Below are 12,191 nucleotides of genomic sequence, written 5' to 3' on the forward strand. Positions count from 1 at the left end.
CGTTCCCGCACGGTTCTGGCGCCTTCACCCTGTGCAGCGTGCCGTGTCCGAGAAGGACGCCAACGCCCTGGTCCGACTGCTCTTGAGGCACACCACGCTCGCGCAGGACGCGATCGCGCGGATGTGCGACCTGTCCCAGACCATGGTGTCCCGGGTCCTGAGCGGCCAGCGGGAGCTACGCCGGCCCGCGACCGTTCGACGCGTCGTCGAGGGCATCACCCAGGGCTTTCGGATCCCCGCCCCTGAGATGGTGTCGGTTCCGCCCGGACTCGGTCTGGGCCTGAACGAGTCCCCGGAGCGGACGGCCTCTCTTCTCGAACGTCTGGCGCGTGCGGACGCCCTGGACGTACCGGGGATGGACGAGGGGCCGACAGCCTCGGCCATGAGTGCTGCGGTGCTCTCGTGGCTCGTGCGAGATGCCTCCTCACAGGATGGCGACGCGGTTGTCGGGGGCCCTGTGGCGGCGGTCCGGGCCGCGACCGCAGCGTTCGGCGCTCTGGACAACCGGTTCGGTGGCGAGAACGCCAGGACCACGGCGGTGCACTACCTCAACGACACCGTCGTCCCCCTCCTCCGGCAGTCGCACGCGGAAGCGGTACGGCGGTCGTTGTTCACGGTGGCGGCCGAGTTCGTCCTCTCCATCGCCTGGATGTCCTACGACGCCCAGCGCAACGGCGCCGCCCGCCGGTACTTCGTCCAGGCCCTGGACCTGGCCACGCACGCCGAGGACCGGCTGCTGGGGGCGAGCGTGTTGTCCGCGATGAGCCACCAGGCCAACTACCTGGGCGCTCACGCCGAGGCCCGCGACCTGGCGCGCGCTGCCCTCACCGGTGCTGGAACTCGCGCGACGGCGACGATGCGCTCCCAGTTCCTGATGATGGAGGCACGTGCCCACGCCGCCCGCAAGGACAAGAGCGACTGCTTCCGGGCGATGGGCGAGGCCGAGCGGGCGTTCGGAAGCCGCGAACCCGACACGGACCCCGAGTGGATCAGGTACTTCGACCACTCGGAGTACTCCGACGAGGTCGCGCACTGCCACCGGGACCTCGGACACGCACACGTCGCCCGCCGCCTGGCGGAGCAGAGCCTGGCCGCCTCCATCGGCGACGAGTACGCGCGCAGCCGGGTGTTCACCCGCCTGGTGTTGGCCGCGGCCGTCCTCGGCCAGGGTGAGGTGGAGGAGGCCAGCCACATCGGTGAGCAGGCGGTCCCCCTGGTCCAGGCGACCTCGTCGGCGCGGTGCGCCGGGTACCTGGACGACTTCGCGAAGCAGGTACTCCCTCACCGGGACCAGCCCGGGGCGGCGCGGTTCCTGCGACAGGCGCACGCCGTGGTGGCCGCCGGTCAGTAGGGGTGCCAGGACCGGGGGCGCCCGGGATCACCCAGGTCGGCGACGCGCCGGTCGATCTCGGCGTCGATCTCGGGACTCTCGCCGCCCTTCTGCGCGAGCCAGGTGGTCATGCGCAGCTCGCGGACCGCCTTGTGGAGCGGGTAACCGTCCCAGGCGGTGACGTCGAAGCCGTAGGCGTCGCAGAAGTCGGCGTACTCGGCGTCGGTGTGCCAGCCCAGGTCCCGGTACAGGGCGGTCAGAACCAGGTCCCATTCGGGCGGGCCCCAGCAGATGCCGTCCAGGTCGAAGAGCACGACCCCGTGGTCGGTGGCCAGCACGTTGCCGATGTTGGCGTCGCCGTGGATGACGTGTCGTCCCAGGACGGGACGCACCGTGGGAAGTCGCTGGGCCAGGTCGCGGTGGACCCTGTGCAGTTGGTCGCGCTGGGGACCGGTGAGCCGGGGCGCGGTGTCGATGCGCTCGCGAATCCGGTCGAAGGGGTCGAGGTCGGGTAGGTCCAGGCCGGGTGGCGGGACGAGCCGGTGCAGGAAGCCCAGGAGCACGGCCAGTTCCCGAGGGACGGTCCACTCTCCGTCCACCCCTTCCCAGAGGGTGACGACGGTACCCTCGGCCGGGACGGGCTGCTCACCCGGGAGGGGGCGGCTCACCAGCATCCCCTGGTCGGCGAGCCAGCGTGCGGCGCGCACCTCACGGTCGGCCTCCGGGGTCCGGCCGGCGGAGCGCTCGACGCGGGCGATCACCCTGCCGCCGTCGAGGCGGAACACGGCCCGCTCCCCCGCCCGGATCAGCTCGGGTTCCTGGGTTGGGGTGAGGCCCATGGAGTCGGCGGCGGTGTGGACGGCACGGGTCGCGCGCCGCACGAAGTCCTCGGTGTGAACCACGCGCCCCAGCCTACGCCGGGGCGCCGGTTCCGCCTTCGTGAGCGGGGATTGGGTGTCAGCCCGCGGCAAGGAGACTGCTCATGCGTTGGACCCGGTCGGTCTGGGGGAAGGTGAGCCAGTCCCATTCGCCTTCCTCAGCTCCCATCCAGGAGGCCAGGCAGCGGCGGAAGAACTGTGAGGGCGCTCCGGTGGCGGTGCCGATCCAGTCCTGTCCGGGTGTGCCCAGGGCGAGGTAGGAGCGCTGTCGGTCCTCCACCAGGTGGCGGGCGGCACCGATCCAGTCCGGGCAGGGACGCATGGTGACTGGTGCGGGGATCTGGCTGAGAAAGGCCTGGGGGTCGCGGTCGGTGGCCACGACGTGGATGTGGGTGTGGTCGTAGCAGGCGCCTCCCTTGTCGCGGAAGTCGAGGCTGCCGTGTTCAAAGACGAGGCTGTCCAGGCCGCTGCGCCTGCGGACGAAGTCTGTGACCTGCGGGATGAGGGTGCGCAGGTCGGCACGTTCGGCGTCATCGAGCCAGCCCACGGACAGGGTGTGGCGCTTGGAGACGATGAGCAGGTACCAGTCGGTCAGGGCGCCGATGCAGGGCATGACGGCGAAGTGGTCGGTCTCGTGGACCACGTAGTCGGAGCGGGCGCGTGCCAGGCCCAGGTCGTAGAAGAGGTTGGAGTCGTCGCCTCCTTCGACTTCGCAGCAGAAGGTGCAGATCTCGCGCAGGGTGTCGTCCACGGATCTCCTTTTCGCGGGCAGGGCCGGGTTCAGAACAAGGTCGGGGCACTGGTGGGCGCGTCCTCGGGGGTAACGGGGACGAGTCGGCAGCCGATGAGCGCGGTGAGGTCGGCGCAGTATCGGGCGGCGTCGGGTCCTGGTTCGGTGGTGAACAGGGCGACGGGTCCGCTGGCTCCGGTGACGCGCAGGTGGTGGGTGCCCTCGGTGAGGTCTGCGGGGTGGGCCAGGACCGGGGCGGCGTCGAAGACGGTCGTGGCGCACGCGGGGCGGGCCCACGGTTCCGGGTCGGGGAACACCTCGGTGCCCGGCTGGTCCGCGGTGATCGTGGCCAGGTAGGAGGTGACCTCGGCGGCGAGTTCGGTGAGCCGGGTCGTGAGCACGGCGGTGTCCACCCGGTTCTGGAGGCCGAGGACCTTGCGGCGGGTCGGTACCTGTTGGGGCAGGCCGAGGTGTCGGGAGACGGCGGACTCCAGGGTTCGGACGGCGATTCCGTCGCAGGTGCGCGCGATGTAGACGGCGGCGACGGGGCCCTGTTCGGCCAGGCGGCTGCGTCGGCGGGATTCGGCGGCGGTGCCGACCTTGGTCATCCCGTTGGCGAAGACGTCGAGGTAGAGCCAGTGCGGCTGCTGGAGGTAGTCGCGGATGTTGTCCGGCAGAGCGTGCGGGTTGTGGTGGGCCTGGTGGGCTGCGACAAAGCCTTCCTTGTACTGGCAGCGTCGGCACTGTCGTCCCCTGGTGACGGTTTCGCCGGTGCGGCACCGCACGTGCCTGCCCTCGGGGCCGGTGAGGTCGAACCAGCCGACGCAGTAGCGCTCGTCGCCGTCCACGCGGAAGGTGTGCTCGTCCAGGAGGGGGAGGAGCTGGCTGCCGTCGGGGGCGGCGGGGTCGGTGGTGCGCAGACGCGGTGTGTCCGGTGCACTCCAGTCCAGGCCGAGGACGGTGACGGGTGCGGTGATGGTCATGCCAGGCTCCGGTGCAGGATGGTCTCGATGTCGTGCAGGCAGCGGCGGCGCCCGGTGGCCACAGGTGCGGCGCGCTCGCCGTAGAGGCCGTGTTCGTAGGTGCCGCACAGGTTGTCGGTGACGATGTGCAGGTAGTCGAAGGTGACGCCGGCGGTGGTGGCGGCGCGGGCCATGTGGCCGATCTCGGGGTCCACGACGTCGAAGTCCGCCCTGTGGGCCTCGAACCAGGTGCGGGTTTCGTCCAGCACGCTGGGAACGGTGGCATGCCGTACGCCGGAGCGGAGGGTGGCGGGCGCCTGGGCGAGGTCCAAGGCGCTGTTCCAGGTGAGATGGCGGCCCTCGATGCGGGTGGTGGTGCCGGTGACGACGAGGGTGTTGGGGGCCATGTCCGGCTGGAGCCCGCCGAGTTTGCCGACGTAGACCACTCCCCCGGTGTGCCCGTGTGCGACCAGGGCGGTGACCAGGTCTCCGGCGAGGTCGCCCCAGAAGCTGAACTCGCAGCCCAGGAGGAGGGCGGTGGTGTTGCCGACGCGGGCGGTGCGCCAGCCGAACCCGGGCCGGTGGGCCCAGGCGGTGGTGCGGTCGCGGAGGAGGGGTTCGACGTAGCCGAGGATCACCCGGTCGCTGGCGGGCAGGTGTGCGGGGAGCCAGTGGTCCATGAACTCCAGGCCCTGTCCCGGTGTCGGGGGTTCCGTGGTGACGTCGGCGGGGAGCCCGGTGAGTGCGCAGGCCGCGCGAATGAGCTGGGTGTAGTGGTGGGCGTAGTCGCGGCCCGGCGGCACCACGCAGTGCAGGACCCGGTCGGCGACGGTGAAGTAGGGACGGCGCCAGTTGAACCGTTTCCCCTCGCGTTTGTCCCCGCCGAGGAGGAAGGACAGGGAGCGGTTCGGGTAGACCCAGGCCCGGCCGTTGGTGGCGGTGAGCAGGTCGACCGGGACCTTGGGGAGCACGTAGTCGGCCAGCCGCTCCCCCATCGTGTGACCGGTGGGAACGACCGCGGGCGCGGTGGTGGTCATGGCGCGGCCTTCTTGCGGAGAAGGGACATCAGGTGCTCGGCACCGGATCCGCTGTCCACGGTGTGGACGGGAGCCGGGTGGGCGGCGAGGAGGGTGCCCAGGGCGAGATCGGTGCGGGTCTGGTAGTCGGTGAAGCTCCGCGCGGACGTGGTCGCCTCACCGGTGACGAAGACTCCGTGTTCGGAGGGCTTGGAGTTTCCGTGGCGGCGGGCCGCGGCCAGGTATGCAGGGGTGGACAGCTTGGCGATGTGGTCCGGTTGGGGAAGAGCCGAGAACACCCGCGCGGCCAGGTCCTCCAGCCGCTCGTCGCCGGAGAGCGCCATCCGGGCCTGGTGCTTGAAGTACCAACCGTCGACCACCACGGAACGGCCGCAGGAGAGCGCGGGTGCCACGTGGACGTGGTGGAACAGCTCGTACCAGGCGGCGAGGGTGTACAGCCAGTAACGGGCCGGGTAGTGCCACACGGGTTCGACGTGGTCGTAGTCCCAGGTGAGGCGGTGCATCGCTGACAGGCGTTCGTCCGCCCGGGGGTCGCCTGACGTGGGGAGGGTGTCCTTGCGGAGAACAACCGCTTCGCGGGTGCTGTCGGTGAGGCGGGACAGGAGGTGGCTCTTGCCTGCTCCGTCGATGCCTTCGACCACCCAGAACTCACCCATGGGCGCTCCTCACGGTGATTCCGGCCTCGCGGAGGTTGATGGCCAGGTGGGAGAGCAGTCCGGAACGCAGGTAGACCTTGCTGGTCCCCGCCTCCCGCAGGCGGCTGAGAAAGCGGGTGAGCTGGGCGTGCTGTTCACGTGCGAGGGACACGTCGAGCAGTAGCGGACCGCCGGGAATCGGTCCGTTCGTCGAGCTCAGGACCGCGACCGCAGGGCTGGGTGTGTTCTGGTTCCGCGTCCAGGTCTCGCGGTGGGGCACTGTGCTGCGGAGGTTCTGCGGGGAGAGCCCGAAGCGGGTGGAGTAGTGCAGCTTGAGCCCGAAGGAATGACCGAGGCCCCGGAGCAGAGCGGCCAGGTCGCGGCGACGGCCGCGGACCCACTCCACGACCATGGCGACCTGCCAGTCGTCCACCTCGGCGGAGCTCTCGTAGAGGCCACGGAGGAGGTCGTGGAACCTCGCCGCCTGAGCGGTTCCGGTGTCGAGAGCCGTGAGGTCGACGCGATCACCTTGGACACCGAACATGACCGGGGTGAGCTGGTTGTCCAGCTCCCAGATACCGGGGATGATCTCAGCTATCTCCAAGCCGTCGTAGACAGCCAGCTCGACGGAGAACAGCACCTGGTCGTAGGGCTGGACCAACGCGGACAATGACGGTGGCAGCTCGTTGATCCACGCCGCCGCAGTTTCGGCGTCCGCGCCGACCAGACGCGGCAGGTTCCGCTCCTCGGTCTCGGCGCCGGTCCGGACGACAAGGGCCTCGTCGGTGCCCACGTCGCTACGGATCATTCGGGCCGTCACCCGCCCCGGGCTGCGGTAGACCTGGACGGGCATGCGCAGCAGCCCGTGGTTCCGCAGGGTTGTCATGGTGTCGAGTTTGCTCATCGCGTTCATGCGGCGCACTCCAGGAGGCTCCTGGTGATCGGGCGGATCTGGAGCACGACGACCGCAGCGCCGGTCCACGCCCACTCCACGTCGACTCCGAAGCCGAAGTGCTCGTGCAGGAGACGGCAGCTCTGGAGCAGGCGACGGGTCAGCAGCATCCCCGGGATGGGCGACTCCTGGGTCGTGAGGTGGAAGCGGTTCCCCTCCACCCGAGCGCGTGTTTGAGGCGGACGGCCGGCGGTGATGCCTTCGGTGTGCCGGGCCGCCTCCACCGTCAGGTGGCCGTCCTCGTAGAAGGCCACGCCATAGAGGGGCGCCTCAATCTGTTCCTGCACCATGATGCAGGCCCCGCTGCCACCGCCGAGGTTCTCGGTGGTGAGGAGCTCCTGGTCGATGGTGCGCAGCAGAGCCGAGGCATCGGGAGGACAGTTCAGCAGGGAGGCGGTGCGGCCCGCCTGCGCGCTTTCCGCCAGGTCCTCGTGTGCGCTGGTCCGAAGCACCACGCGGCGGGGCCGGTACAGGCGGAGCCAGGTTATGGTCGCGTTCACCGCCTCGGCCGCCGCTCGCGACAGGTCCTCGGCCCGAAGGCACAACGCGGGCGGCACCGGAAGCCCGAGTTGGGTGACTTCGCTCAGCCGGGCGGCTTTGAAGCCCCAGTGGTCGGCATCCAGCCGTTGAGTCAGCAGGTCAGCCACCATCGGCGCACCTGCCCGAGCCGAGCCGCGTCAGAGCGCAGAGATCTTCTTGAAGTACATCCATGCGCCCACTGTGGCCAGGTCACACACAGGGGGCCATGACCGGCCAGTCATAACTTCCATGACGAAGCGGTCATGAGTCGCTGTACTCGCCGCTCACCTGAGTGACGGGAGGCGATCCCGATACACACAATCACCAAAACTCCCGTCTCGAGTCCCACACCTTCGCCGCAATTAGTTTCCTTGCTCAGAAGATTCTGGCGAGCGCTTCCTCCGTAGGCTTCGGGGGTTCCAGAGCCAGACGTTGCCGACACGACGAGACGCGGTCCACCACCCAATCCCGAACAGCTCGCTGGTCATGCACCATGTGCAGCAGTTCTCGCGCTGCCCCTTGAGCCTCGTCTATCCAGGGAACGAGGGGATCCTCCCTCAGGACTGCTGAGAGCCGCTTCTGAGCCACCGCGGTGTCACCGGCCAGTGCCGCCACGATCCCCGCGTTCCACGGCTCCCACACCAATTCACGCCCGATGGGCTGCACCGCCATATACCTCCCTACCGAAGCCAGATCAACAAACTTGCACCGCAGTTCCTCTATCCGCTCTCGCGCCAGAAAGGCAAGCTCCTCCGCGACCGGCGCGAACTGCCCGTCATCACGGTAGTCCGCAGCTCCGCGCAACCGCTCACTGACGTTGAAGGTGAAGTGGTCCACGTCCTGCCACAGCCACATCGCTCCGACGTGCAGCCCACTGCCCTGGCTCCATCGAGGAGAGGGGAACTCCACAAGCCCCAGCCACCAGCCGCGGTCATCCAACCACAATCGGGATCGGCCGTGTTGCCGAAGACCCAGAGGACGAAGTCGAGTACGAGCCGCCGCAGCCACCAGCATCGAGGCAGAGGAAACAGTTGCCATAACGGCATTCTCCTTCCTGTCCGACAACACGGATGACCGAACGGTCCTACCGCAGAATCGGAACCACACCCGATTGGACCTCGCGAGGTGCCATCGGACGCCGCCGTCGGCCTGTGTGTGCTCCGTTCGTGCTCCGCAGTTCCGGACCGGAACGACACCACGCGGCATGACATGGCCCAGGCCGACACAGCGGATCGGATGGGATGGCATGAAACGGTACGTAGCGATACGCCACAGCACGTAACCAGCGAACTTCCAATCCGATGGCCGCAGGTTCGAATCCTGCCGGGCGCGCCACAAAACCCCAGGTCATACGGGGTGTTCGAGGACTCCGCGAGGAGTCCTCGTCGTGTTTGGGGCCCATGTGTGCTCCTGGTGTGCTCCCCAGTACAAGGTGGGTGCAGGTGGGAGTCGTCCTCCCGGAGCACTTTGCCGTCCCGTGACCATGCGGGCCGGAGCCGGGCACGCCCCCGCGTCCGCCCACCAGAGCCCCACAGCCGCCCCCACGCGCGCCATCGGCCCTCACGTGCCGAACGGCCCCACCGGCCACATGCGGCCGTTTTCACCGAAACTCCTTACCCCGTAGGGGATCGAGCGCCATAATCAGCTCCACGGACAAGACCGAGTAGGTCTTAGCGGTAACGAGCATGGCCCCGGTAGTCCTGGACAGCGCACCGCGCCTCTGTGAAGGGTCCACCGGCAGAGGCCGGGCGCGCCCTTCGAGGCGGCGATGATCACCGGCACCATCGCAGCTCCGGTCTTCGTCGCCATGGCCGGCAGTGCCGCTGTCGTTGTGACAGCACCGTCCCTATTCCACTCCCGATCGCCGTCGGGACGTCCCCCAGTCTTTGGGCGTGACCAACATGGAGGAACAGTAGATGCCCGATCCGGAAAAGCGGGCATCCTCTCGCCCGACTGTGCGCAACGAGGCAACAGGGGCCACCTCAGGCACGGTAATACAGGTCGGGAGCATTCACGGTGACATCCACCTTCATTCCCCCCAACGCCCCAGCCTCTTCTGGCCTGTCACTGGCGCCCTGATTGCCTTTGCCGCCACCCTCGCCCTGGCAGTAGTCGTGTGGAGCATCGGCTCCGGGAATCCCCTGGCGGTCGCCGCGGGGGGAGCGATCCTGGCTGGCGGCTTACTCGTTATCGGGTGGCTCCTGTGGAAGAGAACACGCGGTTCGGCCTCCCTTCACCCGGCGCTGAACCGCTTGCGCACCCAGGTCCAAGCGCAGTGGCAGAACGAGACATCCCGCCAGGGTTTGCGTCGGCCGAACCCCCTACGGTTGCGGTGGCGACCGACTTCGGTCCCCGTCGAGCGGGCCTATGCGGAAACCGAACAGCTAGATACCGAGCTCTTGCACGGGGGACTGGTCCAAACAGCCGGGGACCTGAGCTCGGCGCACGCTCTGGCTACAGCGTTCCACGACATGTCACGACGACAACTGGTCGTACTCGGTCCCCCGGGAGCGGGCAAGAGCACTCTGGCGGCCTTGTTCACCTTGGCCCTCATCGAACAGGACACGGACCCGGGACCGGTGCCGGTGCTGTTGTCGGTGGCCGGGTGGGATCCGGCCGAGCGGATCGAGGCCTGGTGTGCCCGACGCATAGCCCAGGACTACCCCGATTTCCTCGTGAAGGGCAGCTTCAGCCCGCAGCAGGTGACCACTCTGCTCCTGAACCGTCACATCGTCCCGGTGTTGGACGGGTTGGACGAGATGCCCCGCCCCGTGTTGAGCACAGCGCTCGCCGATCTGGATCGCGCGGCGGAAATCGGTCTACGGATGGTGCTCACCTGCCGCAGCGCAGAATACGAACAGGCTGTCCAGGACCGTGGTGCCCTGGCCCACGCGGCCGTGGTAGACATCGAACCCATCCAGGTCGAGGACACCATCGCTTACCTGACCGAGGCGGAGGTGGCGAACACCCACCGTTGGAGCGCGGTCATCGAACAGATGCGCAAGGAACCCTCCGGGCCACTCGCCCAGGCCTTGTCCACCCCACTGATGATCAGCTTGGCCCGTTCGGTCTACCGACCATCAATCAGGGACCCTGAAAAGCTCACCGAGTTCACCACGACACCGCAGATAACGAACCATCTCCTCGAAGAGTACCTTCCGACGGTATTCACAGATGATGATCACAAAAAAGCCAAAGACTGGCTTTCGTTCTTGTCACGCCACCTACAGGAGAAAGGCGGACCCAACTTCGAATGGTGGCACCTGGCTCGAGCTGTTCCACGCTGGATGCTCATCTCGACCATAACCCTTGTGTCAATGATGTGCGGATCGATCCTACTCATCCTCTATTTTGATGCTATTACAGGGGCTATAGTAGGCGCCACCGTGGGAATTTTAGGTGGGTTACGTACTGCACGTTCCATCGAATTATCCGATCAACCTGGGGTCCAGAGCGGTCGACTCAGCGCACTCAGAGATACGTTTTCTGATATTCGATCCTTGGCCACCATATTGTGCCTTCTCAGCTCCCTCATCCTTCTCTGCGGGTGGATATCTGACCAAAGGTTTTCGAGCAACATATCCCACACCATCGCAATGGCACTCTTTGAACTAAGGACCTTCGACAGCCAGGCATGGCTGGCTGCTATTATTGCCGCCATTTTGGCGCTTCAGGTGACACTGATTATTAACTTTACGGGATTTCGTGCGGGTGCCCCAAAAAGCAGCACCCCAATTATGCGCCACCTCCCGCCCAGCCTAATGGTAGGGATGATCCTGGGCCTGACGTTTGCAGCAGTATGGTTCGCACCTACGCTAATAAATGGAAATTCTGAAGGCCAGACCTGGAGTATAATAGATTATTTCTCCCTAGCCACCATAATCGGTATACCCACGGGCATCGGCCGATGGCTAGCGGTGCCCGTCGAGGAACACAAGGCGAACTCGCCACTGTCTCTGCTCCGCGGTGATCGCACATCGCTCCTGACAGCAGCGCTGGCGAGCGGAGTGCTAACTGCATTAGCGGGCACCCTTCTCGAGCGCAACTGGGCATTCGGTCTTGGGATCGGTCTCTTGATCATGATGGTGGTCGTAGTAGGGTCCGGATCGACATGGCTGTCATACACGATCGCCCGGCTATGGCTCGCTTGCCAGGGAAAGCTTCCCTGGCGCTTGATGCGATTCCTGTGTACAGCGCACGAAAAAGGAGTTCTTCGCCAGGTAGGCCCCGCTTACCAACTCCGCCATGAACTGCTGCGCACGCACCTCGCCGAGCAAAGGGCCTCAGTTCTAGACTCATCTCAGCCCCGAGTCTTCACCCCTCACGGGCACAGCGCCATTCGTCGATCCCGCTCCCGGGTTCGTCCATGGCTGCATGACACGGGCGCCCTCGCAGCAGCAGTGCTTTTCATGGGAACCATCTCGGTGCTCTATTTCGATGATGACGTAATACCGATCGGCAGGGTGGTGAACGCTGTGGAGTTCAGTCCAAACAATCATACGCTAGCCATCGCTGCCGGTCAGCAAATACACCTGCGGAACCTGGAAAACAAGAGCAGCAACCGCACCATTGATACCCATGCCATAGACCTCGAAGACGTGACCTTCGGCCCCGACGGCACTACCCTCGCCACCGCTAGCCACGACAGCACAACCGTCACCCGAGACGTCACCGAAAACTCCGTCACTGAATTCTTCACGCACATCAGTGCCGCACGACTATGGGACATCACCACCGATGAGCCCGCCACTGAACCCTTCTCCGATAACAACGTTGAGCATGTGGAATTCAGTCCCGACGGCACCACCCTCGCTAGCGGGGGCGATGACAGCACTGCGCAGCTGTGGGACATCACCACAGACCCGCCCACCCTCGCTGAAACCCTCCCCCACAACGGCTATGGGGTGAATGCCGTAGCCTTCAGCCCCGACGGCACCACCCTCGCCACCGGCAGCAACGACGGCACCGCACGGCTATGGAACATCACCACCGGAGAAGCCGCCATCCTTGAAGGACACAGAGAAGACGTGACTTCGGTGGCCTTCAACCACGACGGCACCACCCTCGCCACCGGCAGCAACGACGGCACCGCACGGCTATGGAACATCACCACCGGAGAAGCCGCCATCCTTGAAGGACACAGAGAAG

General features: G+C 66.6%; 10 protein-coding genes. 2 read left to right on the forward strand and 8 right to left on the reverse strand.

The window, feature by feature from the left end; all coding sequences use genetic code 11:
• The first annotated feature begins 43 nt into the window (after nt 1-43).
• Nucleotides 44-1,351, forward strand: coding sequence for a hypothetical protein (locus ACFQBR_RS28515; protein WP_344181122.1), 1,308 nt, complete (start codon nt 44-46; stop codon nt 1,349-1,351).
• On the opposite strand, the gene ACFQBR_RS28520 is transcribed toward ACFQBR_RS28515, so the two are convergent.
• The 8 genes from ACFQBR_RS28520 to ACFQBR_RS28555 all read right to left on the reverse strand — a co-directional run bounded on the left by ACFQBR_RS28520 (nt 1,345) and on the right by ACFQBR_RS28555 (nt 8,081).
• Nucleotides 1,345-2,232 carry a phosphotransferase enzyme family protein gene (locus tag ACFQBR_RS28520; protein ID WP_344181120.1) on the reverse strand — a complete coding sequence of 296 codons (888 nt, stop codon included), beginning with the start codon at nt 2,230-2,232 and terminating at the stop codon, nt 1,345-1,347. The two genes, ACFQBR_RS28515 and ACFQBR_RS28520, sit on opposite strands and share 7 nt — an antisense overlap.
• Nucleotides 2,233-2,287: 55 nt before the next feature.
• On the reverse strand, nt 2,288-2,959 hold the full coding sequence (locus ACFQBR_RS28525) for an HIT domain-containing protein (protein ID WP_344181118.1): 672 nt from the start codon (nt 2,957-2,959) through the stop codon (nt 2,288-2,290).
• A gap of 29 nt (nt 2,960-2,988) precedes the next feature.
• On the reverse strand, nt 2,989-3,921 hold the full coding sequence (locus tag ACFQBR_RS28530; RefSeq protein WP_344181116.1) for a DUF2797 domain-containing protein: 933 nt from the start codon (nt 3,919-3,921) through the stop codon (nt 2,989-2,991).
• Entirely contained in the window at nt 3,918-4,937 is a 1,020-nt protein-coding gene (locus tag ACFQBR_RS28535) for a nucleoside phosphorylase-I family protein (protein ID WP_344181114.1), read from the reverse strand. Before ACFQBR_RS28535 ends, ACFQBR_RS28530 begins: the two co-directional genes overlap by 4 nt.
• Entirely contained in the window at nt 4,934-5,593 is a 660-nt protein-coding gene (locus ACFQBR_RS28540; protein WP_344181112.1) for a nucleoside/nucleotide kinase family protein, read from the reverse strand. The genes ACFQBR_RS28535 and ACFQBR_RS28540 overlap by 4 nt, the downstream gene beginning before the upstream one ends.
• Nucleotides 5,586-6,458, reverse strand: coding sequence for a hypothetical protein (locus ACFQBR_RS28545; RefSeq protein ID WP_344181110.1), 873 nt, complete (start codon nt 6,456-6,458; stop codon nt 5,586-5,588). The genes ACFQBR_RS28540 and ACFQBR_RS28545 overlap by 8 nt, the downstream gene beginning before the upstream one ends.
• Before the next feature lie 23 nt (nt 6,459-6,481).
• Nucleotides 6,482-7,174: a pyruvate phosphate dikinase gene (locus ACFQBR_RS28550; protein ID WP_344181108.1), complete on the reverse strand. Its 693-nt coding sequence runs from the start codon at nt 7,172-7,174 to the stop codon at nt 6,482-6,484.
• Nucleotides 7,175-7,418: 244 nt separating this feature from the next.
• Nucleotides 7,419-8,081, reverse strand: a complete 663-nt coding sequence (locus tag ACFQBR_RS28555; protein WP_344181106.1) for a hypothetical protein — start codon at nt 8,079-8,081, stop codon at nt 7,419-7,421.
• A gap of 1,496 nt (nt 8,082-9,577) precedes the next feature.
• On the opposite strand from ACFQBR_RS28555, the gene ACFQBR_RS28560 reads away from it, so the two are divergent.
• Nucleotides 9,578-12,191: NACHT and WD40 repeat domain-containing protein (locus ACFQBR_RS28560; RefSeq protein ID WP_417629313.1), on the forward strand; the 2,614-nt coding region annotated here is incomplete at its 3' end.

It is taken from the genome of Nocardiopsis tropica (genome assembly GCF_042660575.1).
In the GTDB taxonomy this organism is placed as follows: Bacteria; Actinomycetota; Actinomycetes; order Streptosporangiales; family Streptosporangiaceae; genus Nocardiopsis; species Nocardiopsis tropica.